Here is a 26,824-nt window from a genome sequence, read left to right as displayed (position 1 = left end):
TCATGGTTCCCTGCTCTCGCGGCAACCGTCCCTCCCTTGCGGAGTGGTGCAAAGATAGGGAGTTTACTAACAAACTTCCAAGCCTTTTGTTCTTATTTATTTCATTTTCCCCTTAACTGCCTGTAACGGTGCGAGATTCTTTTTGTAAAACAGGTGATCGGAAGGCTGGGAAGGCCGGTTCCGGGACAGAATGGGGACGGGAACCGGGACTCGATACAGGCTCCGCAGCGGAAACATGGATGAACATTGTATTGCTCGATCTGCTTAAGCTCGGGATCTCTTTGGTAGCCCGCTCGGCTCAACGCCCAATCGAAGACGATGCGCATAGGCGCAGCCTATAAACTGGTGAATATTGATAAGACCGGAAAATTGTGCCGTCGGAAAGAAACAGCAACGCAGGATATAACAGGGGACGGACGGATATCGGTAGGGCCAGAACAATGGCAGAACACAGGCTACCGGAATACCTTCTTCTGTAGCTATACTTTTCTACCTGTTTACTTAGGTTTAGTTTAGGGTTTGGTTAGGTTTAGTTTAGGTATAGTATAGGTTGTAGCTAAGCAAAAGCTAACTTTATACTAGGTAAAATCTAGAGTAAACAAAAGCGAAATAAACACGACAGCTATACAATGAGCAATATATTGCAGCTCGTCATGCAACCTAGCGTCAAAGTTGAATTACCCTTACAGATCGGTCACTAACAGCAACTTGCAGGATTAGCGCAACTATAGGCTGTTAAAAAGCTCTTTTAACCTAAACCAACAGCTCGACTAACATCCTATCAAAACAAATCTTGGTAACATAAGAGCACGAGAAATCGAAAGAAACAGAAAAAGAAATGGAACTGAAAACAGCTAAAGCTGATTCGTAAAAAATAAGGAAATTACGATTTCTCTTCAGCTTTAAAAACCCAAAAACGCTGAAGCGTATAGTTGAAACCCAAAGAAACAAGCAACTCAACAACTAGTTTCGAAAACAAAAAGTTTACATGATATACATCGACCAGAAAATGAATTCCTGTAGACTTCAATGTAATACTACCACAGACGACGATCACAAATTTCCATAACTGACTACCCACGGACTTTTGCGTACTACCGAAGGACCAGTATCGATTGATCAAAAAATTAACAACAGCACCAAGGCTACCACTAATTGCATTGGAAAAAGGAGCACTGATATGAAGTAGCTTATAGCAAGCAGAGTATACTCCAAAATCAAACAATCCGCCTAAAAAGGCGGAGAGTTGAGCTTTTAAAAAAGTAATAACTTTTGAAGACATCGCTAAATAGCCTCCTCCTGTTGTTTTTTCAGTTTATCCGCTTTATCTTTTTCATCGCCTAATTTAAGAAGTAGGCGTGTATCATTTGTATTAATTATAAAAAGTGCGATACAAATTAACAGTACACACCAATTAATAGACCCAGGCATTAAAACTTCAAATAACATAACCAATGAAATAATCACCCGAATTTCAGTAGGCCCCAAAATTCCGGCGTCTATCGTATACTTATCGGTAATTCTATACCTGAGCTGAGAAATAATCATTGCCCAGCCATACAATGCGACCAATGTAAATCCCAGATACTTAAAATCACCCACGGTATACAGCACATACCCCAATCCTATAAAAACCGTACTAATCCAATCCATTACAATATCCAACGCGAAACCGTACCAGCGACGGGATTTATTACGGTAGAATGCGATACGACCATCTAATGAATCACCAAACCACTGCACAAAGAAACCAGGGATCCCTAGAAGCAAATAGCGAATATCAACATATTCAGCCAAGATAAAACTCCCCAATATCATTAAGGAGCCTAAAAATCCAATTGCCGTAAGTCCATCCGAGGTAATCCAATTTGGAATTCGAGGTACGAGGTACGAAATAAGTTTTTGTTCGGGTTCACTTAAGATATTTGTTCTCTTTCTATCCTGAAAAAGTTTTTTATTTATTTTTAACTCACTCATTATCTGCGATTATAGCCATTTATTTTCTTTATACCAAGCCAATGCCTCCATTAAGCCTTTCTTCAAATCATATTTAGGTTGGTATTGTAGCTGACGTTGAGCCGCCGAGATATCACAGCCCCAGTTTTCAGCTGTAAGTTCATTCAGTCGCTCCGGATATAGCACAGGTATTGCTTTAGATTTTTTATACAATCGTTCAAAAATAACCGCGATAGTCTTCACGACACCAAAAGGAATATGCATACGAATCATTTTCTTTTGGCTAAACTCTTTGAAAAATCTAGCCAACTCATAACGGCCATACACCTGCCCATCACTGAGGTTATACACCTGCTTTCCTCCTTGATCAAAACGACAGGCATGAATGATCGCCTGCACCAGGTCAGCAACATAAATAAAGCTAAGCTTTTGAGGAGAGCGGCCAACATAGGCATCCAGGCCGCCATTCATTGTTTTAAAAACAATAAAAATATCTTTTTCACGAGGGCCGTATACTGCAGTGGGGCGCAAAATCGTTAGTGGCTGATCTCTAAAATCATCCAAGGCGAGCTCCGCTTTCCGTTTACTACGACCATAGGCCGTAACAGGGCGATAGGGATTGCTCTCATCGATAAGGTTAGCATCGTAGCTAACAGGACCGATTGCCGCAAGACTACTAACGAAAACAAATCTTTTGATGGGAGTTTTTAAATAAAAACAAGCAGATGCCAAGTTTTTTGTATAACCAACGTTGACCTTTTCGAGATCTTCTTCGTGCTTGGCACGAGTCATTGCCGCAGCATGAACAACATAGGTATAGTTTTCCGCTTCCAGTAATTCGCTGATAGACTCTTCATCAGAGAAATCCGGATAAACAAATTTATCTACAACGGAGCGAATTTCTGAAACATCACTTGACTTCCTCACCGCGGCATGAACTTCCATCCCCGCCTCTTTCGCTGCTCTTGTCAAATGATAGCCTACAAAACCACTCGCTCCGGTGATTAATACTTTTTCTATCATAATGATTTTTGATACAAACGATAACGTTTGTACAATTCTCCATTCATTTGTTCTATAGCGTGGTTCATCATGTAATTATGCTCCAACATCCACGAACATTCGGCCCCTTTGATATTAGAATCTTTTGATTCTTTTATAATTCGGCCATACAGACATGCTTCAATACCAAGTTTACGGTAGTCTTCCAATACCCCTAACATGAGTACACGAAGCAAGTTGATTTTTTTCTTTCCAAATAACAATTTAAAAATACCCGTAGGAAGTAGACGTCCTCGCTTCACTTTGATAAGGATTTGATTGATATCAGGTATCCCTAGACCAAAGCCAACAAGCTCACCATCTTTCTCCGCAACGATAGCAAAACGTGGATCGAGAATCATTTTTAGATCTTTGGCCGTATAATTAAATTCGTCCTCTGTCATCGGAACAAAACCCGAATTTTTATCCCATGCTCTATTATAAATGTCACGAACTTTTGCTGCTTCGTTTTTAAAATCCTTCACATTAAATTGACGCAATGTAATGCCAGATCTTTTCAAACGCTCTTCCAACCTATCTAAAAGCAATACAGAACGTTTATCCGCAGACTTTTCCATGACCAAATAAGCTCTCAAATCCACTTTATGTCCATAACCTGAATTGGTAATCAAGTCAATGTAATAAGGTGAATTGTAGGGCATCATGGCTACTGGGGGCTTATCAAAACCGTCAACCAACAAACCAACGGTATCATTGGTTGATAAATTGATCGGCCCAACGATCGTATCCCCTCCTTTAGCTTTAACCCATTTTTCTGCAGTCTCAAATAACGCGTTTGCGACTTCTTGATCATCTATACAATCGAAAAAACCCCACTGCCCTTCATTCACATGATTGAAAGCATTATGGTTATTGTTCCAGATGGCACATATACGACCGACAATCTTATCGTTACGATAAGCTAGAAAAGGTTGTGCTTGGGAATGTTTATAAAAGGGATGCTTGTCAGGGGAAAGCAAATCGTTTTGTTCAAGAAATAAGGCAGGTACATAATTAGGATTTCCCTCATAGAGACTATGAGGGAAATCTATAAACAGCCGTCTTTGTTTCTTTGTTTCAACGGGTATAATCTGAATCATACGATTAGATTTTATATTAATGTTTCAACTTCAGCTTGTTTGAATACTTTAACCATCTTCTCAATAGCCTCGTCGATTTGGTCATAAGTATGTGTCGCCATCAATGAAAAACGAATCAAAGACTCTTCCGCAGGAACTGCTGGAGAAACAACTGGATTAACAAATACCCCATCATCTTGGAGCATTTTAGTTACCCAGAACGTTTTTTCATTGCTACGAATAAAGATTGGCAAAATAGGACTTTCCGTAGCACCTAGATCAAACCCATGATCCAGTAATTGTGCTTTGGCATAATCTGTGTTTTTCCATAATTTTTCAATATGCTCAGGCTCATTTTGAATAATTTCCAAAGCTTTCAATGTTGAAGCAACCGAAGCTGGAGTCATTGAAGCACTGAACATCACAGAGCGGGCATTATGTTTTAAGAAATCGATCACATCTGCATCACCTGCGACAAATCCACCTAAAGATGCTAACGATTTACTAAATGTACCCATAATCAAGTCTACATCATCATTAAGCCCAAAATGAGAAGCTGTACCAGCTCCTTTGTGCCCAATAACACCTAAACTGTGTGCATCGTCGACCATTACTGCAGCATCAAACTCATTGGCAATCGACGTAAGTTCAGGCAAATTAACAATATCCCCCTCCATACTAAAGATACCATCCGTACAAATTAACTTCGCACTATCCTCAGGTAGGCGTGATAACTTAGCACGTAAGTCCTCCATATTATTGTGTCCGTATTTGATTACTTTGGAAAAAGACAAACGGCTACCATCAATAATTGATGCGTGGTCACGCTCATCCAACAAAATATAATCATTACGTCCCATTAGACATGACAAAGGCCCTAGATTTGATTGGAATCCTGTACTAAACAGAATAGCGGCTTCTTTACCTACATAAGCAGATAATTTTTCTTCCAGTTCCACGTGAATATCCAACGTACCGTTTAAGAAACGAGATCCAGCACATCCAGTACCATACTTTTCCAAAGCATCTTGCGCTGCTTTTATAATACGTGTATCAGTCGTTAACCCTAAATAAGAGTTAGAACCAAACATCAACACACGTCTACCATCGATTTTTACTTCGGTATCTTGTTTTGATTGAATAGGTCTAAAATAGGCATATAAGCCCTTAGCTTTCAACTCCTCAACAATCTTAAATTGCGATATTTTCTCGCCTAACTTTCCTTTACTCATGCGATAAAAAGGTATTTCTAAAACTATTTCTAACTTTTAGATGTTATTGTAACAAACAAAATTATCGAATTGGACTTTTATATAAAAAACTCGGTCTCCGACTAAAAATCTGCTATATCCACAATGTAAGTTGAAATGCTACGTTGTATATATTCACAATAATTCCAAAAAACGTTGCAAACATACGAAAACATAATCTGACTTTCACTTAAATTTAGTCATATTTTTAACACATCGCCCAAAACAGTTAATTTTATTTTAATACTCCGCTAACATCCGCCCCACACAATTCTACTTTAAAATAAGACAATTTTAATAATTATATTTGCGAACTTTAAATTATCCTATAATTAGTTACATTTAGGTTCATTGCAATAGCAATGGTATAGACTTACTAATATACAACAATATATGGCTTTATCTTCAGATATCAATATAAAAAATAAAAAAGCTTCTTTTGAATACCACTTACTGGACAAGTACATTGCAGGAATTCGATTATTGGGTACAGAAATAAAATCCATACGCGAAGGAAAGGCAAATATTAACGATAGTTTCTGTAGTTTTTTTGAGGACGGATTATACATCCGTAACATGCACATTGCCGAATATTCCATGGGATCTTTCTATAACCATGAAGCAAAACGCGACCGTCAACTGCTATTGACAAAAAGAGAATTAAAAAAACTGAAAGAGAAAGGGGAAGAACGTGGTTTTACCATAGTACCCCTACGCATCTTTATCAGTGCCCGGGGGTTTGCCAAAGTTGAAATTGCCTTGGCACAGGGTAAAAAAGATTTTGACAAACGAGAAAACATCAAAGAAAGAGATGTTAAACGTGAGCTTGATCGCGTGATGAAATTTTAGGTTAACGCGCCAGGACAAATGCGCCTGGCGTCATGCCTACCCTGCTTTTAAAAAGCCGAACAAAGTAGTTGACATCATTAAATCCTGCCCCATAGCACGACTCCTTTACATTACGGGTGAGTAAAAGCATCTTTTTTGCCTTCTCGATACGCTGTTGGATCACATACTCCATTGGACTAAGTCCAAGTTCACGGTTAAACATCCGCGTAAGGCTCGCTTTGCTCATGTGAGCAGTCCGCTCCAATAGACCAATTGAAATTTTCTCGGTAATATGTTTCTGAATAAATTCCTGCACGTGTAACAGTACTTTGTTGGGCGACTTCCCAATTTTTAATGCCATCATCGACTGTGACTGAAGTAGCCGAATCGTAAGCTCTTTAAAGGTCAGATCTGCAAGCACATCTTTCAACGGATTTTCACTAATAATGATCTGAAACAACTTGTTCACCAGATCGGCAAGCTCAGTCGAATTGTACAGGTGAAAAAACTCCGGATCAAGCCGCCATTGATTGACATGTTCTTTTGGATAAAACTCATTTAGATAATCTAAGACTGCTGCTATCTTCTCTCTATGAATTGTTAAAGCGGTACACTGCGTGGGCTGGTCGAGGGTCGCTTCTGGAAAATCAATATGCATAGCCACCGATGCAGGTAACACCATCATCTGACCGGGCAGATAGTCAAAAGCCTTTACATTCTCCAAATGCATGATTTTTTTACCCTGGATCATATTAATCATAACCAAATCATCAAAACATAAAGGTACATGCTGCGATATCCGATATGTTTCGTAGATATTAAGCTCCAAGCTATCTAACGTAAATGCGCGTCTGTTCTCCACTAATGTGCTGAGCTCCCCCTTCCGCGAAAATGGCAATGTATGAATCAGCGTCCTATTTTCCATAGTGCAACAATTAAATATAATTGGCAGTCAATCAAATATAATAAATAAATAAACTATGAGCGAAAGTTATGTGCCACAATTGTGCTATGTTTTGGATCAATTCTGCTACACCATTGAATAATTGCTGGCTAACTTTGATAAGAAGGGATTAAAAATAATTAATAAATAAACCATATGAGCGCAATCAAAAGACCATCGTTCAAAGAACGATATGACAACTACATTGGTGGTAAATTTGTCGCACCAATTCAAGGAAAATACTTCGATAATATTTCGCCGGTAGATGGAAAAGTGTTTACTCAAGTTGCCCATTCAACAAAAGAAGATCTGGATCTCGCTGTCGACACCGCCGCTAAAGCTTTTGAAACTTGGGGACAAACCTCGGCTACAGAACGAAGTATTATCCTCAATAAAATTGCTGACCGCATTGAAGCTAATTTAGAATATATCGCCGCCGTTGAAACGATAGACAACGGAAAAGCGGTACGTGAAACATTAAATGCCGATATCCCATTGGCAATCGACCATTTCAGGTATTTTGCTGGTGTAATCCGCGCTGAAGAGGGGTCCATAAGCGAATTGGACAGCAATACAGTGTCACTGATTGTACACGAACCAATCGGAGTTGTTGCACAGATTATTCCATGGAATTTCCCGATTCTAATGGCCGTATGGAAACTAGCTCCGGCCCTTGCCGCAGGGAACACCGTCGTATTAAAACCTGCTGAAAGTACACCCACATCCATTCTTGTCCTTATGGAGATTATCGGTGATCTGATTCCTGCCGGAGTAGTCAATATCGTTAACGGTTTCGGCGCAGAACTTGGTCGTTCTTTGGTCACAAACCCAAAGGTTTCCAAAGCAGCATTCACTGGTTCCACAGCAACTGGACGTTTGGTTATGCAATATGCGACTGAAAATATCATTCCGGTAACCCTAGAATTGGGTGGGAAATCGCCCAATATTTTCTTTAGTTCGGTTATGGATGCAGACGATGCATTTTTGGACAAAGCAGTGGAAGGAGCCGTATTATTCGCACTCAATCAGGGCGAAATTTGTACCTGTCCTTCTCGTTTACTGATCCAGGAGGACATTTATGAAAAATTTATCGCTAAAGTAGTCGATCGGGTTAATCAGATCAAAGTGGGCGATCCATTAGACCCAACAACAATGATGGGTGCTCAGGCATCGAAGATCCAAAAGGACAAAATTATGTCCTATATTAAACTTGGCAAAGAAGAAGGGGCCGAAGTATTGACCGGCGGTGATGAAAACAATGTCGGTGCTGGTTTTGAAGAAGGCTACTACATCAAACCTACCCTATTCAAAGGCGATAATAGCATGCGTATTTTCCAGGAAGAAATCTTCGGTCCCGTGCTTGCAGTCACCACGTTCAAGGATGAACAAGAAGCAATTGCTATCGCCAACGACACCATGTATGGTCTCGGAGCAGGTGTATGGACCCGAGATGCACATCAGCTTTATCAGATCCCACGTGCCATACAAGCAGGACGTGTTTGGGTAAATCAGTATCACTCCTACCCAGCGGGTGCCCCATTTGGCGGATACAAACAATCAGGAATTGGACGGGAAAACCATAAAATGATGCTTGCCCATTACAGACAGGCTAAAAATATGTTGATTTCCTACAGTAAAGAAAAACTTGGTTTCTTTTAACTGAAGCGTACCGGGTATTCTTTTCGAACAGCTAGATACCCGAGTTTAGGGGGAGCAAATGCTGCCCCTTCAGCTGAATTTCCTATTCGTCAATGCTAAAACACATAAACGAATTTCACCATGATCAATAGACTAGACATCACTGAAAAAGCCAGGGAGCTCATTCATGAACTTGAAGCGAAGCATGGTAAATTAATGTTTTATCAGGCCGGAGGTTGCTGCGAGGGTACACAGCCACAGTGTTTTGAGGAAGGAGGTTATTTTCCTAGGACAAATGACGCCATGATCGGATTAGCCGAAGGATATGAGTTTTGGATGGATCGGGATCTCTTTGAATATTGGAAACATGCGCATTTCACACTCGATGTGCTGGATGGATTTGGTCCGGGGGGATTCTCATTGGAAACCCCACTGGGTAAAACTTTCAAAGTTCATTATCGTTTATTTACAGCCGAAGAACTTAACGACCTCAGCCCAATCAAGAGAAACGAATGACAAAAAGGGTCGCATTGCAATCTGCGACCCTTTTCCATGTTATAATTTTAAAAAAATCTCTCTCGAGTTTCCGCATTCGGAAGCTAAAATTTTATTCAATATCCAAGCCTTCAAGGACTGGAATTGGCTGTCTGTTTTCATCAAGGGCAACAAATGTAAAAACACCCTCAATGGCCAATTCTCTTCCTTCCTTGTACATATGTTCCAAAAATATGTCGACCTTCACCTTCAAGCTGGTCCGGCCTACATTTTGAACCCGCGCGACCGCTTCAATAATACTTCCGGAAGGAATTGCCTTATTGAAGTCAATACGGTCTGTCGATACAGTCACCAACGTTTTGCGGCAAAATCGTGTCGCAGCCATAAACGATACTTCGTCCATAATGGACATTGCCTTGCCGCCGAATAAAGTATCGTGATGATTTGTCAAAAACGGAAACACGGTCGTGCAAACATGTGTTTCTGATAAATCAATACGTTCTTGTAAAGTCATTTATTGTTTTATTTAGTGGATTTAAGAGGAGACAAATGTAAACCAATCTAGCTCCAGTTCCGTCATTTTTATTCCATATTTTCGTCAATATCCACGCCTATACCTTTCAATAAGAGCGACGCATTGAATATCTTACATTCCCCTATCTTCAGCTTATAATCAAACAGCATCTGCCCCGCATCAACACGAATGTCAAAATGATAATTTTTGATATCTCCCGGGAATTCCTCTTGTAAACTGGACAGTTGTAAGTCGTGTGTAGCCACCATACCCTTACCGTCCAATCGAACCAGTTTCTTTATGATTGCACGGGAGCCAAGATATTTGTCGACCGAATTTGTTCCACGAAGCATCTCATCGATTAGAAAAAAGCTATCGCTATGTACTGAAACTGTATCCAATATAAATTTCATCCGATTCAGTTCTGCTTTAAATGTCGACGTACTTTCATTCAGGTTATCCTTGATGCGCATATAGGATATTAGTTTGTAAATCGGGAGCTGAAAAGAAGTCGCTGCAACCGCAGCTCCGGCATAAGCCAAAATTGCATTAATACCTACTGTCCGCAGAAATGTACTCTTTCCAGCCATGTTTGAACCTGTTACCAAAGCAACACGATGATCTATACTACTGTAATCATTGGCGACGACCTGACTGCTTGGGATCAGTGGATGATATAACCCTTGCGCGTCAATCTTATTTTCCAGCGGATTATCCAAAATTACTGGATAACTATAAGACGAATGGTTTCTCTTCCAAATAGCAAGACTAGTGACAGCCTCCACCTTAGCCAAGGTATCGAATGAATTCAGAATCTCGTTTTCGTATTTATTCTTCCAATCAACAATAGCCAATACTTGTCTAAAGTCCCAAAGGAGAAATAGGTTTAGAAATAGCCCAACAAAGACATTATTCCGTGCGTCCAAGTTGTTAATAAGACCAGCGAGTTTTTTAAAGGCAAAGGAAATGGATGCTGTTCCCCGGTTTTGTTTTAGCTCTCCGGCGATCTCCTGCATAGCAATAGACTTCCATGCGTGGTCTTCGACCGATTGAATCGCATCTGCATATGATCCCAGCACGCCACCAATTTTGTCTATTCGCGACGAGAACATACTCACACTTCCTGCTTTGGCCAATGCCCAAAGAATATGAAATAGTCCTATCAAGGTTGCCACTCCAGCCAATTTTGGCACGAAAAAGCTGCCCGCTAAAACGACCAAAAATAAAACAGGGCCTGCTTTGATATAAAATCGCATAAAAGCATTTCCGAATTGAAAATTTCGGTCTTGAAAGTAATTTGTCAAAAATGCCTTGATATCCAATTTATGGTTCAGATTGGCCAAGAGCTTTGCCTGAAAATCCCATATCCATTCGGATTCATTTTCGAGTTCCTGGGATGCTTCTTGATTGCGTTGAATTTGATTGCTTTGGAGAGGCGCATCAAGCCAAGAAGCCAAAAGATCAATCCCCTGTTTGGTCGTTGCCCGATTTATCTGCGCGAATAAGGAGTATGTGCCAAAGATATCCATATCGGAGCTATAAGGATGAGCTCCGTTTTCGAAATGCTCACCATGGTCATACATGTTTAGTTTCCCTTCTGCTAGGGCCTGTTCATTTGCCAAAACTTTCAAATAAGCTTCAAAATAGTTCTTCTGAAGCTCTAACTGGCTCTGCTTCCGCACCAGATAGGCAAATAGGAACAATAGTCCAAAAAAGCAGAAAAAAACCAGCGGAAGGCTTTCCAGTTGAAAGGTATAAAATAACAACGCTCCGCCACCGAGTATCACAAATAGCCGCGACAAGCTGAGCGTGTTGACTTGTTTATTTAATTTGACCACAGTTGAAGCGGTTTCGCGATGCTTTTGGTCATATTGTATTGCAGTTGGCGTCATAAGGTGAATATTTATTCTTTCACGTTCATTTCAATTTAATCATGGCTATTTTGCATCTGCTCAAGAAACAAGGGCTCGATTGTCACTCGCAGACCTTGGGGGAGGCCATCGGAACTGGTTGAATGGATCTCCTACCAAGCTTGATCACCCACCAAAGGCACAAAACGAAACGTATCCAATTCGATACGGTCAAAATCATTTTCACCTACCCGAATGATCGTCATCATCTTTTGCGATTTTTCGTCTCCTACAGGGATCACAAAAATTCCGCCCATTTTCAACTGCTTCAACATAACCTCTGGCACGAAAGGCGCACCTGCAGTGACAATAATCTTGTCATAAGGGGCGTGCTCTTCGATTCCCTTGGAGCCATCACCTAAAAAGAAATTTGGTTTATAGCCCATGTAGGGCAACACTTGAATGGTTCGTTGATATAGGTTTTCCTGACGTTCGATAGTATACACCTCTGCGCCAAGTTCCAACAAGATACAGGTTTGGTACCCCGATCCCGTACCAATTTCCAGTACTTTATCTCCTTTTTTCACGTGGAGCAGTTCAGATTGATAGGCGACGGTATACGGCTGCGAAATTGTTTGTCCGTCACCTATTGGAAAAGCAATATCCCGATAGGCCTGATTCCAGAATGTTTCATCAAAAAAATAGTGACGTGGTACCTTGCCAATGGCATCTAATACTTTCTGGTCCGCAATGCCCCGGCTTTTTAGATGTTCAACCAATTTCTTACGAGCACCTTTCTCCCGATAATTATCAATAAACTTGTACGCCATGATGTTTCAAATTTACCTTTTAAAAGGCACATTAAACAGAATTAATCACAAATAATTCAATACCAACACTGTACGTATTTTCAAGTTAATTTGCTTTATTTTCCGAATCATCTTTCCCTTAGGCTCAACCTCCGTTGACCTCTTGAATTTGGCCGCGAAGAAAACGATAAGCGCATGTGATTTAAGTTTACCAAGAACGCTCGTTTTTACAAGTTAATGCGGGCAATAGCTGTCACTAATAAGGATCTACATCGACCTGAACGCGCACACCAGCATTGGTTTTATCGATTTCAAAATCGAGGAGCACCGAACGGATCAATTCCTTGACCTTTGCAATACTAATATTTGTTCGCTCAATCTTCAAGGTAATGGTCTGGATAAAATTATTCCGCACACGAGAAACTAAAGGCGGCTCCGGTCCCAATACCCTTGCACCCAACTGTTGCCGCAGCGCCGAGGCAAAACGATTGGCCGAATCATAGCATTTCTGAAAATCCGTATGTTTAATATCAATCCGAATGAGACGGTAGAAAGGAGGATAAAGATAGTTTTTACGTTCTGTAATTTCAGTCATAAACATCCCTTCATAATCGTTATTGACCACCTGTTCCAAAACCCGATGATTCGTGGTGTAGCTCTGGATGATAACTTTTCCGCCGGCTTCACGTCGACCTGCGCGTCCTGCTACCTGGGAAAATAACGAAAATGATCGTTCATACGAACGGAAATCCGGAAAGTTAATGATCGTATCTGCATTGACAACACCAATAAGGCTTACTCTTCCGAAATCGAGCCCCTTAGCGACCATTTGTGTCCCTATAAGAACATCAAATTCATGCTCATCAAAAGCCGTGATAATTTTGTCGAAACCATATTTGCCTTTTGTGGAATCCAGATCCAAGCGACCGATGCGGATTTCGGGCATCAGGATTTCAAGTTCTTCCTCTACCCGTTCTGTACCGAAGCCTTTACTTTCGATATGGGGCATTCCACAGGCTGGACAAACACGAAGTGGAGGCTCCACATGACCACAGTAATGGCAATGCATCATATTAGAGCTCTTGTGATAGGTTAAGCTGACATCACAATTGACACATTTTGCAACAAATCCACAGGTATTACACTGGATCATTGTCGTGTGCCCACGTCTATTTTGAAATAATATAACCTGCTCTTTATTTTTTACAGCTTCTTCAATTGCCTTTAACAAGGTACCCGAAAAATAGGAAAACATATTTTCCTTTCTTCCTTCTTCGGGAATATTCACCAACTCAATACTTGGCAATTGGGCGTTGCCATAACGCTCAAGCAGCTGCACAAAGCCATACTTCTTAGCTTTGGCATTGTAATAACTTTCCAAAGAAGGCGTCGCGGATCCCAATAGTACTTTGGTCTGATGTAGAAATCCGAGGTAAATGGCCGTATCGCGGGCATGGTAACGTGGGGCTGGATCAAACTGCTTATAGGAGCTTTCGTGCTCTTCATCAACGATGATGATCCCTAAATCCTGAAATGGCAGAAAGACGGAAGAACGAGCTCCAATCACAACCTGAAATTCATTCTTCATGACTTTATGCCACACCTCGGCACGTTCATTATCATTAAACTTAGAGTGGTACACCCCCAGTTTATCGCCGAAATGCAACTTTAAGCGAGCTGTAATCTGCGCTGTCAGCGCAATCTCAGGCAGTAGATAGAGAGCTGATTTTCCCGCAGCGATTGCTTGTTCAATAAGCCGTATATAAATTTGTGTTTTTCCCGAAGCAGTCACACCATGCAACAGTGTAACGTCCTTCTCTTCAAACGACGCTTGTATTTCGGTATAAGCCCTTTGCTGATTTTCATTAAATTGAAAATTGGCATCCAATTCGATATCCTCCCCCTGAAATCGGGATACAACCTTTTCCTTTATTTCAAAAACACCTTTATCAATCAAAGCGGTAATTGCGCCGTTACCACAGCCCGAGGCCTCCGCCAGCATGGGCCGCGTAATCTCCTCCGTTTTTTTGACCAGCTGCATAAATGCCAATACCGCATCTTGTTGTTTTGGCGCACGGTTTAAGCTATCCAACAATTCTCTTTTTGCATCTTCATTTCGAAAGTCGGGCGCAAAACGCAAAAATGCTTTGGTCTTGGGTTTATATCGTTCTGTAATCTCTTCAGAAATCAAAACAATTCCTTTGTCAAATAATTGTTTTAATATAGGGAAGACTGTTTTTTGTCCCAGCAATTTCACAATATCATTGACTTTTAGTTCTCCCGCCACCTCCAAAGCTTCGATGATGAGATACTCCTTATCTGATAGTGTGGAACGGTCAAATTCTTCCCCAATCGATGAAACGACTTTGGTCTCACTGGCCAGCTTCAATGCCGAGGGCAGCGCTGCCTGCATGACTTCGCCCAAACTACACATATAATAATCGGCTAGCCAGTCCCACAGTTTAAACTGAGCTAAATTGACAATGGGTTTTTCATCAATGATGTCCAAAATATACTTTGCTTCATAGTGCTTTGGTGCTTCCTGGCTAATGGACTTGACAACCGCAGAATAGATCTTATTCCGTCCAAATTGCACGATGACACGTACACCGACCTGCACACGATCGTTCCAGTCAACCGGAATACGATATGTATATGTTCTTGCCAATGCTAGTGGTAGGACCACATCAACAAACAGCGTATCTCTTTCACTAAAAATCGTATATTGTGGATTGGACATAAATTCAAATTATGGTATAAAAGTACAAAAAAACCTTCAGGAATAGCGGTCAAACGACTCCGGCAATGCATAAAACCGTCTACAATCATACGGCGCCAAAGCGACATCGGAGTGTGAAAGCCAAGCGATCACTGGTCAATCCATTGTAACCTAAAAAAGCCTTCCTGAATTTATTCAAGAAGGCTCTGTTATGATTAAATACGAATATGATTTCGTATCGACATAGGCAATTAAATAGGATTACGATTTATTTTTTAGCGCTGCTATAAATAGCGCAACCCAGCCAACGATCAAAGACAATCCTCCCAAAGGCGTGATAGGTCCTAAAATAGACGGATTGCCAAAGCCGGTTATTTCTCGCACACTTAAGACATACAACGATCCTGAGAAAAAAAGTATACCAATGAGGAAAGCAATAAATGATACTTTAATCGAGTACGTCTTTGCTCGCGAAAAAGTAGATAAAAATAACAGGGCGAAGGTATGATAGAAATGATACTGGTTTGCAGTTTTCCAAGTTTCAATATGATATGTACTTACCTTTCCTTCTAGACCATGAGCGCCAAAGGCACCTAATATTACAGCTAATGCTCCCAACAACGAAGCGGCTAAAATGATTTTCTTATTCATTATGTTAAAGTGAATGCTGAAAATGAGTTTCTAGCGATAAATGTATTAAAAACAGAGCAAAATAAGGAATTTTTTGTTAAATTTCTATTACAAAGGCGCATTATAGCAACGATTTTCTATCTCTTCCCATATATTTTTATTAGGTTTGTTTTACGTATGAATCATCATGAGCATCGTGCAGCTCACCAAGATCTTGAACGAGGTTCAAGATTTGTATATCCTTGATAAACATCTGCCGCATGATAACTTCATCACCATTTAAAAAAACAAGTTTAGTGTACTTATCTGCTGAAAAGAAAATGAGTACCTCATAAATAGTTGTTCTGCTAAAAACTGCATTTTTAATCGTATCGACCAGCGGGTTAGTGACGATTTATTCGAGTTCTTATCAGGCATTGAAAAAAATAAAAAGGATGAAAAAAACAATCATCATCACTGTTATATTATTCATCGCGGTCATCGTTGCCACGATCTATCTTTTTGGAGACTTCAATAAAAACAATAAACAAGATTCTAAAGCTTTACAATATCTTCCTGAAAATACATTAGCCATTGCCTCCTTTGCCAATGATCAGACTGTAGATACGATCTTTAACGACTATGAGCTCTTTAAAGCCATTATTGGCCAACGCAATTTCAGTAATTTGGAACGTCTTAAAGACGAATTATTACGTAGCGAACAGGTAGCACCTCTTGTAGCGGGGCAGCAAATATTACTGTCCTTTCACCAGGAAAAAGATCAAATTACTCCGCTATATAGCGTCCAGGTTGGTCAAAGCATTGATAATAACGCGCTGGCAACATTGCTTGGAAACGTCGGTAAAAACTACAAGATACAACCCTTTGACACCTTAGGCCAACGATTTTATGGGCTTAATCAAGGTACTAAGGATAGTACACTTTATTGTGCCTATTCACACGAAATCATTTTCGCCAGCTACTCTAAGCAGGTGCTTTCCCAGATCTTTGATAAACAGGTTAAGAAAATAAGTACCAAACAAATAGAGTTCTTCGTAAACCATAATAATAAAAACACACCACTTAGTCTCTATTTTTTCAATGAGCAACTGTCGCAAATTGCTCGAATATTAATGAAATCCAAATTTGGTACCTATCTCAACCTGATCGATTCGCTGAAGGGCCAAACGTCCTGGAACATGAATTTCAAAAAGGATGCTTTTATCTTTAAGGGTGAAACAGATCTCACGGCGAGCAAAAATAGCTACTTACAGTTATTTGCCACGCAGACGGCTCAAGTGCAAGCTCTGGGGAACTATCTCCCTAAAAATGCAGCATCTTATATAGACTTTAGTATCTCTGATCCCCGTAGTTTCCGCAGCGGATTAAAAGCCTTGTTAGTACAACAAAAAGAAGACGCTCGATTGACGAAAAGTATAAAAAACTTTGAAGAGGACAGCAAAGTATCATTTGACAGTATTATTGCGCCAATTTTCAACGATGAATTTGCACTCGCGGAACTGGACAATCAGGATGCGATTGGTTTGATTAGCATTTCGGATTCCACACAATTTGCCGATAATCTTAAGAAATTCAGTACTGCTGTAGGGGATTCGATCTATCAATTTAAATATTCGAATCTTTTACATGCATTATTTGGAGAACCTTTCAAGAGCTTTACCCGACCCTATTTCACCATTGTAGACAATATCATGGTTGTTGCTAGCCGAACAGGTATCTTGCGAGATTATCGTGAATCTTTCCGGGAAAAGCAATTTCTTTCGGGTACTGCAATTTTCAAAAATCATGCAGCATTGCAGAATAGCCGCAGTAACGTAACGTTCTATTTAGAACCTAAGGCTGGTAAAAGCAATATTCTGGATAACTTAAAAGCTGATTTCGCAAAGAACTTTAAAGATGAGGATGAATATGGTTTTCAAAATTTCTATTCATGGTCCTATCAGCTAAGTGGCAACCAAGGCACATTTTCGTCCAGTTTATATGCACTCTTTAAGAGTGATACGAGACTGGGGGGAAAACCAGAATGGACAGCTCAACTGGAGAACCGAATTATCAATAAACCTTGGATTTTAGATCAAGATGGGAAGACCAAATTTATCCTGATTCAAGAACAAGATCACACGGTACATGCATTTTCGCCGGATGGAAAAGAGCTTTGGCAGAACCTCTTCCAAGGTGAAATTTTGGGCGAGCCAGTTCAGTTACAGGATCTCAGTATTGTCGCTGTTACAAAAAACCGCTTATATCGTTTTATGCCAGATGGTAAAAACCGAACCGGTTTTTCAGTTGAATTACCATACTCGGCAACTTATGGGGCTACAATTGCCACCTTCAATAAAGAGCAACGTATTTACATTCCCGCAACAGACCGCATTCTTGCCTATACACTCGACGGCAAAAAAGTGGAGGGCTTTGAAAATAATAGCGTGGACGGGCGAATTTTATTCGATTTAAAAACAACCAGTTTAGGGCAGACCAATTATATTATTGCCGGTACAAGCACTGCTTCCGTCTATTTCTTTGATCAAAATGGTAAGGTCATCCATAAAAAAACATTGGATACCGATGGGGAAAGTGTTAAAAATCCAATTGGTTTAGTTGCAGCGTCGGATGAAAAGAACTCCTTCATCTACTTGGCAAACAATAAAGGTAGTGTCTTCAAAATTCCTTTCGAGGGCGAAACCAAAAAAATAAAACTGGGTGACTGGGGCAAAGATGCGTTCTTTAATTTTGAAGATATTAGCGGTGGTGCTGACAGAGACTTTGTTATTCTAGCCAACAACAAACTGAATGCCTACAGTGCAAGAGACTCTTCTTCCTACTTTGAATATAAATTCATCGAAGAGGCCAGTAACAGACCGTTGTTTTTTAAACGAATAGGTAAATCTGATATCATTGGCGTAGGAACCGACAATCGCATGATCTATGTCTTCGGATCTGATGGCCTGGTTCAGGAAGGATTCCCTGTAGAAGGTTTTTCAAAATTCTATTATGGACCGATTAACTATGGCGACAATGCCAATTATCTAATCTGCATGAAGCGGGATTTCAAGATCTATGTATATAAGTTTTAAAAACCTGAAAATCAATTTTTTAAAATCAACACCAAATGCTATAAGATGCTAAAAGATCTTTATAAAAAATTTGTCTAATCTAATTTTTTTATAGTAGGTTTGCAGACTTAATATGACTATGCTGAAATCGGAAGAATTAAAAGAGTTATTGGCTGAACCAAAACGTATTGTAATTACAACGCACTACAAACCAGATGGGGACGCTTTGGGTTCATCTTTAGGATTGTATTTTTGGTTGACCTCGAAAGGACACCAGGTAAATCTCATTGTACCATCAGACTTTCCTGCTTTTTTGGATTGGCTACCTGGCTTGGAAAATGTACAAATTTATACACAGGATATTGACCTGCACAATCAACAGATTGACGCAGCTGAATTAATTTTCTGCTTGGATTTCAATGGTCTTGCCCGTATTCACGAAATGGGTGAACCTATTCGTCAAGCGAAGGGAATCAAATGTATGATTGATCACCATTTGGATCCGGAAGGATTTGAAGACTACGCTTTTTGGGATTCATCTGCAGCGGCGACCGCACAATTGATCTATCGCTTCTTGGTCCATGAGATGCAAGATCCAGACCATATCAGTGCAGACATGGCGACATGCCTATATACCGGTATTATGACCGATACGGGCTCTTTCCGCTTCCGTTCGACTACTGCTGAAATTCACCGCATCATTGCATCACTCATTGATTTCGGCGCACAAAACTGGGCTATTCACGAAGAGATTTATAATAGTTCGTCTGAAAGCCGCCTGAAATTCTTAGGATTCTGTCTACTGAATCGTCTAGAGGTTATCCACGAATATAACACCGCCATTATCCATGTAACCAAAGCGGATCTCACGCAGTTTGAAGTTATCACCGGCGATACCGAAGGACTGGTCAATTATGCACTTTCAATTAAAGGAATTCGATTGGCTGCTTTAATTATTGACAGAAATGAACAAATTAAACTATCTTTGCGTTCGATTGGAGAAGTTCCTTGCAATGAGATCTGTAAATTATATTTCAATGGGGGTGGGCATCTTAACGCTTCAGGCGGTAATTCGAAAGAAAGCCTCGAAGCAGTGATTGCTAAATTCAAATCGGTTTTACCAAATTATAAAGAAATATTAACAAAATAAGATATCGTAACATACATTAGAAAATGAAGAAAGCAATTCTATTTTTCGCGGCTGCCGGTCTTTTGATGACGTCATGCCAAAAATTCAAAAAGGCTGAAGGTGGTCTTGAGTATAAAATCGTAGATGATAATGCAAAAGAAAAAGCAGTATCAGGCGATTTATTAGCACTTGACATGGTTGTGAAAACGGACAGAGATTCTACAATGCAAAGTACATATGACATGGGAGTCCCTCAAATCGTTCAATTATACCCAGATAGTATCATCGCAAAAAATCCAGGTGACCCTACTGGTTTATTCAAATACGTAGGTGAAGGCGATAGCTTGGTATTCAAAATCAACTTGGATTCTATGGCTGCTAAAACACACCAACCAAAACCAGAGTTTGCAGATAAATTCATTGTTTATTCGATCAAAGTCAAAAAACACTTCAAAAAAGGAAAATTGACAGACCAACAATTGGGCGAACAAGTTCAGAAATATTTTGAAGAAGAATTAAACAAACACAAAGCTGCTGAACCAGCTAAACTTGAAAAATATATCAAGGATAAAAACTTGAAAACAACAAAAACAGCTTCAGGTCTTCAATACGTAATCACGAAACCTGGAACAGGAACAAATGCAAAAGTAGGTGATTCTATTCATGTGAACTATGTAGGTTCATTAACTACAGGAAAAGTATTTGATACAAATCTTCCAGATGTAGCTAAAAAAGAGAAAGTTTTCAACCCTCAACGTCCTTATGAGGCATTAAAGTTCCAATTAGGTGTTGATGGTGTGATCCCAGGATGGACTGAAGCTTTCCAATTGTTTAACAAAGGTACAAAAGCAACTTTAGTCATTCCTTCATCTTTGGCTTATGGCGATCGCCCTTCAGGTGTTATCCCTCCATATGCTCCTTTAGTATTTGAAGTAGAAGTATTGGATATTAAACCTGGAAAAGTTCCTGCTCCTACAGCAACAACTCCAGGCATGGTAGCGCCTACTGGAACTACTGCTCCAGCGGCAACAGCTCCTGCAACGAAAGCTCCAGCAGCAAAAAAATAATTTGACTGTAAATTTCAGTTAACAAAAAAGCGGTTTCACCAAAATGAAACCGCTTTTTTGTTATTCCTGTTTTTATTGGTTATGCGTTAACCTTCTTATCTTCTTTTTTGATCTTCCGTATTTTTAGCCACAGTATTACTACGGCCAATATAAAACTGATGATCATAATGATGGTTAACGCGATCAGGGCCTTATCGGTATGGTAATTTTCAGCATGCTGAATAAACATTAACCTAAAAATTCGTAGATAATGGGTTGATGGGATTACATTTGCTATTGCCTGTACCCATCCTGGCATTAGACTCGACGGCCAGGTAAAGCCACTCAAGATAAATGCTGGCGTTGCAATTACCATAAGGACTTCTGTCGATTTCAATTGCGAAGGTAGGACAATGCTGACGAGTACACCGATAAAACATACGGCGAGCAGAAAGACGAAAGTACACAGGACAAAGCGCCCAAACTCGGCCTGTAAAGGCATACGGTAATACTGACCAAAACCCCAATATAAAACCAGAATACCAATAGACATCAAAACATAAGGTAATATCTTAACAAGAATAAGCCCAATTGGATTACCGATTTTACGTACAAGCTCTGGAAATGTATTGCCTTCAAACTCCGAGGAAAAAGACAAAGCCAAGCCTAAGAGCAAGACCTGCTGCAGCACGGTAATAAGCACTCCCGGCAGCATAAAATACAGGTAATTTCCACTTCGGATATTTTGCTTAACAAAAGTTGTCTTAAAAGGTTCGTACTGCTGTGCAGCAATCATTGCGGGAACACCACGTTTCATTTGAGCCTGAATCTGTATGCCCGCTTTCAACGTCGAGGCACAAACATTAACAGCCATCATGGCTGTATTGGAGGTCAACGTATTGGCACCATCTACGAAAACAGTCATTTCGGGCAAACGTCCCTGTTGTACTCCAGATGCAAAACCCTTAGGAATATGCACAATCGTTGTTGCCTCATATTGCATGGCAATATCTTTTGAATCAAATAAGGACGGTAATACACGGGCAACGTCAATACTCTCATTATCGGAAAGCATATCAATAAATGAACTGCTTAAGGGGCTATTATCCTCATCAACCACAATGATCGGCATCTGCGTTACCTTACCTTGTTGATAGACGTGCCCCACCAAAACACCGTACAATACAGGTGCCCCCAGAAAAAGCATCAATAGCACTTTATTATTGAAGAAGAGCTTAAACTCTCGTTGGATCAATTCTAAAAATTTTTTCACAGTCAAGCTCTTTAATTCGCATGGAGAACCACAAGCGTTTTTGTTAACAAATCTTTGCTACCGGCAGCATCTTCAGGGATAACCTTCAATTCAAATACAGCCTGTTGCGGATCGAAATCAGGATAAGCTGAGGCGATGCTTGCATACGAATTTAAGGCTTTAATACTAATCACCTTCGCTTTAACCTTTTTGTGATTCAAATAAGGAATTTCTACCTCCACGACCTCTCCTTTTTGAAGTTTCCCCATTTTATTTTCGGGCAATGTGAATCTAAAATAGGTCGATCGATCGAGGAAACCATTTATAATGGGATAACCAGCCATCGCCAATTCACCGACTTTCAGATTAATCGTCTCCACACTCATGTCCTGTGGAGCAATGACATATTTCTCCTGCGCAGCAACATTGACTTCAGAGATCGCTCCAAGTGCACGTTCTTTTTGCCCCAAGGCCATAATCTGCTGTTCCTGTCTAGCCCCACCCCTTGCTTCAGCTAATTCAGCCTGTGCTGCAAGATATTGATTTTTGGCTCCCTGATATTTGGCGTAGGTCTCGTCGTACTTTTGTTGTGGAATAAGACTGTCCTGCAGAAGGGCATCCAACCGACCTATAGATTTTTTCGCAAATTCATATTGTTCCTTAAGTCCATCTACCTTCGCTTGCAATTGCACGAGTTGTCCTTTCGTAGCGCCCCGGACTGCCATGTTATATTGTGCATCAGCAGACTGTAGTGCCCCTTTTGCCTGTTCTTCTTTAGCATCCACTTCGGGAATACTCAAAATAGCCAAGGTATCACCCGCATGCACAAAGTCCCCTTCTTCAACCAGAAGCTTCGCAATTTTTCCCGGGACCTTTGTCACAACCGTCACCTGCTCACGCTCCACCTTACCTTCAATAGGCTTCTCCTTCACTTGATTTGTACAAGAAACAAAAATAAACAGCGATAATATCCCATATAAATTCTTCATGTTACTCATGTATAGTTTGTAATAATTTTCCTGATGTATGTAGTAATTCGACCGCAGCAGTACGTTGCTGCAATACATTGTTAAAATAACCCAAATTAACTTTGTACCAATCGTTTTCAGCAGCCAACAACTCCGTAACATCTATTAAGCCGGCTTGATACTGTTTAACAGCCATAGAAAGGTTATTTTCGGCAACTTTCAACTGCTGTTCTCCCACTTTCAACTTTTGGTTGCCAGTCGTATAGGTGACTGTATTCTTGCTCAATAATAGATTTAACTTTTCCTGCGTATCTTCCCGCTTGGTCGTATTGATATGTTGATCGAGTTTGACTTGCTTAATCTTATTGTGATGTTCCCCGCCGGTATAGAGATCCCATTTAACCCCTACGCCGACCATGACATTGGGACTTCCCTTGATGGAATTAAGTGGCAAATTGACTGTACCAAACAGGGGTTGGTCTTTCACCGTGAGTTTAGAATTGAAAACATTCAGATAGTTTGCAGATCCAAAGGCAAAGACAGCAGGAAGAGCTCCCCCCTTTTCTTTTTTATACAGATATTCATACGCTTTTGAAGAAGCATCTAGCGCTTTCAATTCGGATCTTTGTTCGACATCACGTGGTAGCTCTGACAAAAATATAGGTTTAAGTCCATAATGAATTCCACCAACCTCCTGAAAAGACACGCCAGTTTCTTGTTCGATCTTTTGGCACAACAAATCCCGATTGCCAGAAAGTTCTACCTTTTTCTCTTCCAATTCCAGTAATGCCAATTTCAATTTATCTCTATCATAAGGTATTGCAAGTCCATTTTGAATCGCTTTATTCACTTTTTCCTGTTCTTTTTTTAATCGCTTTTCAGAATCTACAATTAATTTATCCACCTCATCCAACAACATTAATTGATCAAATGATGCTATAATATCCTTAGAGAGTGTCTCTCGACTGGCCGATTCTAAATATTGTTGTGCCGCAGCTTTCTCCTGCAATGCTTTTATTCCATTCGGAATCTGTAATCCGGAAAAGATAATCTGCTTTACAGACACTCCCGCATAAGCAGCTTGCCCATGCATACTAAATCCTGTTGCTCCTTCAAACAGGCCTAGGTTCAACAAAGGAATATTAACTGTAGGAATATCAATACTCCCATTGCTATGTACATAACCGTATAGCCCGAGTGCGGAGACGTGCGGCAACCGATTTGCTTTAACACCATCAGCTTCCAGATGTGCTTTATCGACTTCGTAAGCCTTCAATTTCAATTCTTTATTTGTCTGAAAGGCTTTTTGAATAATGTCTTTTACCGATGGGTCAATCAATGATTGCGCATGTAGTTTGTTTATAAACATAACCGACGCCAAAGTCAACAAACCCAGGCATAACCTCTTATTCATCATATGATTCATTTATTCTTATAAAAATAGGACAACAACCGCCTCTTTTATCTGTTTAACAGTAAATCTTACGGTATGTTTGACTTCTGACTCTTTTTATTACGACCTATCTTTCCAAGGGGCAATAATAATCGTTACTACTGTCCTCATGGCATGAAGGGGCGGTCCTCCTCCTAATGGCGTTTTCCAAGATACGAAAAAGGAATTCATCTCAATCGAAGGAATCCTGTATTAATTTTCATTTTTGCTAATTAATAAGTTATCTTTGGAGATCGAATTGAAATTTTGGTAATTAAGTCTACCACTTTATTCGATAATAATAAAAACAAGTTTTTACCCTAACCCACTGCTTCCACGCAGAAAACTATGTTGCTTACAGATACACACACACACATTTATTACCATGCAGGAACCGAAAAACTGCAAGAACATCTACAACGTTGCTTTGATAATGGCATACAACGCCTTTTTTTGCCGAATGTGAATAGCGCTTCCATAAAACCTGTATTTGATACCGTAGCAGCTTATCCAGAACATTGTTTTCCCATGCTTGGATTACATCCCTGCGACGTAAAGGAAAACTATGTGGAAGAGTTAGAAACCATCCGAAAGAGCTTGGAAACAAACAAAGTCCATGCCATAGGTGAGATTGGGCTGGATCTTTATTGGGATAAAAGCACGCTTGAAATTCAAAAAGATGCCTTTCGAACTCAGGTTCAATGGGCTAAAGAATTAAATTTACCAATCGATATCCATTGTCGGGAAGCCTTTACTGAATTGTTCGAATTATTGGAAGAACTCCACGACGACAGACTGTTTGGCGTTCTGCACTGCTTTACGGGCAGCCTGGAGCAGGCCCATCATTCGATCGATTTAGGGTTCGCCCTTGGTATTGGCGGGGTCGTTACCTTTAAAAAAGCGGGCTTAGATCAAGTCGTTAAAGAAATCGACTTGAAGCATATCGTTCTTGAGACCGATGCACCCTATCTGGCACCTGTCCCTTTCCGCGGTAAAGAAAATGAGAGCAGCTATTTGGTTTACGTCGCTCAAAAAGTAGCTGATCTGCATCAGATTTCCGTCGAGAAGGTCGCCGAAATCACAACAGAAAATTCAAAACGTATATTTGGTATATAATTTCAAAACTCAATGCATAATATCTTTATTATCTACACAGGTGGGACCATTGGAATGGTTAAAGATGAAACAGGAACATTCGTTCCTTTCGACTTTGAATTGATCAAACGTAATCTCCCTGATTTAAGTCGCTTAGACTATAAGCTGACCGTGCACTCTTTCGAACCTATTATCGATTCATCCAACATGAAGCCTGAAATATGGATTGAAATGGCACAAATTATTAAGGATAACTATGCGAATTACGACGGTTTTGTTATTCTACACGGTTCCGATACAATGGCTTTTACGGCCTCCGTACTGAGCTTTATGTTGGAAGGACTCCAAAAACCGGTCATTTTATCCGGCTCTCAGCTACCTATCGGTGAGATCCGAACGGACGCCAGGGAGAATATGATGACAGCGTTGGAAATCGCTTCGGCGAAGCAGGATGGCATCTCCATTATCCAAGAGGTATGTATTCTTTTCGACAATAAATTATTCCGCGGCAATCGCTCATTTAAATATAATTCGGCCAAATTTGAGGCCTTTAGATCGCCAAATTATCCTGTATTGGTCGAAGCTGGTATTCACCTCAAATACAATACAGATGCTTTATTAAATAATATTGATAAAGAATTTATCCTACATACCAAACTGGACAACAGGGTAGCTGTATTAAAATTATTTCCGGGAATCTCTGCACAAACTATCAAAGCAGTCCTGGATTCCGATGTCCGCTCCATTGTTATGGAAACATTTGGATCGGGCAATACAACCACCGACACCTGGTTTCTGGATTTATTGAAGGAAGCCATTGAACAAGGTAAAAATATCCTCAACATTTCACAATGTAAAGTAGGGTCTGTTGAATTAGGTCGTTATGAGACTTCACAAGGACTTAAATCTATCGGCGTGCTCAATGGCTACGACCTTACATTTGAAGCGGCAGTAACTAAATTGATGTATCTTCAAGGTGAGTTAGAAGATCAAAAAGAAGTCGCCTATTGGATTGAAAAGGATATTCGTGGTGAATTGACAATCAATGACTAATGACCAACGGTACAAAAGTATAAAAAGGGAGCTGCACGTCATGC

General features: G+C 40.2%; 24 protein-coding genes. 10 read left to right on the top strand and 14 right to left on the bottom strand.

The genetic code is table 11. From position 1 onward, the window contains the following. The first annotated feature begins 128 nt into the window (after nt 1-128). Together B2O97_RS18020 and B2O97_RS18015 are read left to right on the top strand one after the other, a co-directional pair. A complete protein-coding gene (locus B2O97_RS18020; RefSeq protein ID WP_112375125.1) occupies nt 129-341 on the top strand; it encodes a hypothetical protein in 213 nt (70 codons plus the stop codon). Continuing rightward, on the top strand, nt 319-516 hold the full coding sequence (locus tag B2O97_RS18015) for a hypothetical protein (protein ID WP_139144877.1): 198 nt from the start codon (nt 319-321) through the stop codon (nt 514-516). The genes B2O97_RS18020 and B2O97_RS18015 overlap by 23 nt, the downstream gene beginning before the upstream one ends. A 367-nt stretch (nt 517-883) precedes the next feature. Here the strand turns inward: B2O97_RS18015 and B2O97_RS18010 are convergent, their stop codons facing one another. The 5 genes from B2O97_RS18010 to spt are packed head-to-tail and all read right to left on the bottom strand — an operon-like array spanning nt 884 to nt 5,308. Further along, nucleotides 884-1,282 carry a GtrA family protein gene (locus B2O97_RS18010; RefSeq protein ID WP_046672726.1) on the bottom strand — a complete coding sequence of 133 codons (399 nt, stop codon included), beginning with the start codon at nt 1,280-1,282 and terminating at the stop codon, nt 884-886. 2 nt (nt 1,283-1,284) lie between these two features. Beyond that, on the bottom strand, nt 1,285-1,977 hold the full coding sequence (locus B2O97_RS18005) for a CDP-alcohol phosphatidyltransferase family protein (RefSeq protein ID WP_070561220.1): 693 nt from the start codon (nt 1,975-1,977) through the stop codon (nt 1,285-1,287). Nucleotides 1,978-1,986: 9 nt separating this feature from the next. Beyond that, entirely contained in the window at nt 1,987-2,979 is a 993-nt protein-coding gene (locus tag B2O97_RS18000) for an NAD-dependent epimerase/dehydratase family protein (protein WP_070561221.1), read from the bottom strand. Next, entirely contained in the window at nt 2,976-4,097 is a 1,122-nt protein-coding gene (locus B2O97_RS17995; RefSeq protein WP_070561222.1) for a hypothetical protein, read from the bottom strand. The genes B2O97_RS18000 and B2O97_RS17995 overlap by 4 nt, the downstream gene beginning before the upstream one ends. 11 nt (nt 4,098-4,108) lie before the next feature. Further along, nucleotides 4,109-5,308: a serine palmitoyltransferase gene (gene spt, locus B2O97_RS17990; RefSeq protein ID WP_046672730.1), complete on the bottom strand. Its 1,200-nt coding sequence runs from the start codon at nt 5,306-5,308 to the stop codon at nt 4,109-4,111. 411 nt (nt 5,309-5,719) lie between these two features. Between spt and smpB the strand changes: the two genes are divergently transcribed. Then, entirely contained in the window at nt 5,720-6,175 is a 456-nt protein-coding gene (gene smpB, locus B2O97_RS17985; RefSeq protein ID WP_046672731.1) for an SsrA-binding protein SmpB, read from the top strand. 1 nt (nt 6,176) lies between these two features. On the opposite strand, the gene B2O97_RS17980 is transcribed toward smpB, so the two are convergent. Continuing rightward, nucleotides 6,177-7,079, bottom strand: coding sequence for an AraC family transcriptional regulator (locus B2O97_RS17980; protein ID WP_046672732.1), 903 nt, complete (start codon nt 7,077-7,079; stop codon nt 6,177-6,179). A 174-nt stretch (nt 7,080-7,253) separates the two neighbouring features. Here B2O97_RS17980 and B2O97_RS17975 point away from each other — a divergent pair, with 174 nt between their 5' ends. After that, nucleotides 7,254-8,756 (top strand): aldehyde dehydrogenase family protein, encoded by a 1,503-nt coding sequence (locus tag B2O97_RS17975; protein ID WP_070561223.1) that lies wholly within the window; start codon nt 7,254-7,256, stop codon nt 8,754-8,756. Nucleotides 8,757-8,876: 120 nt separating this feature from the next. Continuing rightward, nucleotides 8,877-9,251: a DUF779 domain-containing protein gene (locus B2O97_RS17970; protein ID WP_286767801.1), complete on the top strand. Its 375-nt coding sequence runs from the start codon at nt 8,877-8,879 to the stop codon at nt 9,249-9,251. 91 nt (nt 9,252-9,342) lie between these two features. Here B2O97_RS17970 and B2O97_RS17965 read toward each other — a convergent pair whose 3' ends face one another. The 5 genes from B2O97_RS17965 to B2O97_RS17945 form a co-directional block, all read right to left on the bottom strand. Then, nucleotides 9,343-9,744: an acyl-CoA thioesterase gene (locus B2O97_RS17965; RefSeq protein ID WP_070561224.1), complete on the bottom strand. Its 402-nt coding sequence runs from the start codon at nt 9,742-9,744 to the stop codon at nt 9,343-9,345. A 68-nt stretch (nt 9,745-9,812) separates the two neighbouring features. Further along, on the bottom strand, nt 9,813-11,636 hold the full coding sequence (locus tag B2O97_RS17960) for a MutS-related protein (protein ID WP_286767800.1): 1,824 nt from the start codon (nt 11,634-11,636) through the stop codon (nt 9,813-9,815). A gap of 131 nt (nt 11,637-11,767) precedes the next feature. Further along, nucleotides 11,768-12,424, bottom strand: a complete 657-nt coding sequence (locus tag B2O97_RS17955; RefSeq protein ID WP_046672736.1) for a protein-L-isoaspartate(D-aspartate) O-methyltransferase — start codon at nt 12,422-12,424, stop codon at nt 11,768-11,770. A gap of 235 nt (nt 12,425-12,659) precedes the next feature. Then, entirely contained in the window at nt 12,660-15,143 is a 2,484-nt protein-coding gene (gene priA / locus B2O97_RS17950) for a replication restart helicase PriA (RefSeq protein WP_286767799.1), read from the bottom strand. A 240-nt stretch (nt 15,144-15,383) separates the two neighbouring features. Beyond that, nucleotides 15,384-15,773: a DUF423 domain-containing protein gene (locus B2O97_RS17945; RefSeq protein ID WP_046672738.1), complete on the bottom strand. Its 390-nt coding sequence runs from the start codon at nt 15,771-15,773 to the stop codon at nt 15,384-15,386. Nucleotides 15,774-16,186: 413 nt separating this feature from the next. On the opposite strand from B2O97_RS17945, the gene B2O97_RS17940 reads away from it, so the two are divergent. The 3 genes from B2O97_RS17940 (at nt 16,187) to B2O97_RS17930 (ending at nt 21,001) form a co-directional block, all read left to right on the top strand. Then, nucleotides 16,187-18,826 carry a hypothetical protein gene (locus B2O97_RS17940; RefSeq protein WP_286767798.1) on the top strand — a complete coding sequence of 880 codons (2,640 nt, stop codon included), beginning with the start codon at nt 16,187-16,189 and terminating at the stop codon, nt 18,824-18,826. Between the two features lie 118 nt (nt 18,827-18,944). Beyond that, nucleotides 18,945-19,955 (top strand): DHH family phosphoesterase, encoded by a 1,011-nt coding sequence (locus B2O97_RS17935; protein WP_159333541.1) that lies wholly within the window; start codon nt 18,945-18,947, stop codon nt 19,953-19,955. Nucleotides 19,956-19,978: 23 nt separating this feature from the next. Next, nucleotides 19,979-21,001 carry an FKBP-type peptidyl-prolyl cis-trans isomerase gene (locus B2O97_RS17930; protein WP_046672741.1) on the top strand — a complete coding sequence of 341 codons (1,023 nt, stop codon included), beginning with the start codon at nt 19,979-19,981 and terminating at the stop codon, nt 20,999-21,001. Between the two features lie 79 nt (nt 21,002-21,080). Here B2O97_RS17930 and B2O97_RS17925 read toward each other — a convergent pair whose 3' ends face one another. From B2O97_RS17925 to B2O97_RS17915, 3 genes are read right to left on the bottom strand one after another with little or no spacing between them, the layout of a single operon-like run. Then, nucleotides 21,081-22,253, bottom strand: a complete 1,173-nt coding sequence (locus tag B2O97_RS17925) for an ABC transporter permease (protein WP_286767797.1) — start codon at nt 22,251-22,253, stop codon at nt 21,081-21,083. 11 nt (nt 22,254-22,264) lie between these two features. Beyond that, nucleotides 22,265-23,221: an HlyD family secretion protein gene (locus tag B2O97_RS17920; RefSeq protein ID WP_159333412.1), complete on the bottom strand. Its 957-nt coding sequence runs from the start codon at nt 23,219-23,221 to the stop codon at nt 22,265-22,267. Nucleotide 23,222: 1 nt separating this feature from the next. Beyond that, nucleotides 23,223-24,617, bottom strand: coding sequence for a TolC family protein (locus tag B2O97_RS17915; protein WP_236560286.1), 1,395 nt, complete (start codon nt 24,615-24,617; stop codon nt 23,223-23,225). Nucleotides 24,618-24,980: 363 nt separating this feature from the next. Here B2O97_RS17915 and B2O97_RS17910 point away from each other — a divergent pair, with 363 nt between their 5' ends. Further along, nucleotides 24,981-25,748 carry a TatD family hydrolase gene (locus B2O97_RS17910; protein ID WP_112374856.1) on the top strand — a complete coding sequence of 256 codons (768 nt, stop codon included), beginning with the start codon at nt 24,981-24,983 and terminating at the stop codon, nt 25,746-25,748. A gap of 12 nt (nt 25,749-25,760) precedes the next feature. Next, nucleotides 25,761-26,780, top strand: a complete 1,020-nt coding sequence (locus tag B2O97_RS17905) for an asparaginase (protein ID WP_046672745.1) — start codon at nt 25,761-25,763, stop codon at nt 26,778-26,780. Nucleotides 26,781-26,824 lie beyond the last annotated feature (44 nt).

This window comes from Sphingobacterium sp. UBA865, assembly GCF_002295765.1.
Classification (GTDB): domain Bacteria; phylum Bacteroidota; class Bacteroidia; order Sphingobacteriales; family Sphingobacteriaceae; genus Sphingobacterium; species Sphingobacterium multivorum.
The sequence above is the reverse complement of the archived record's forward strand: the minus strand, read 5'-3'. Positions and strand labels throughout refer to the sequence as shown.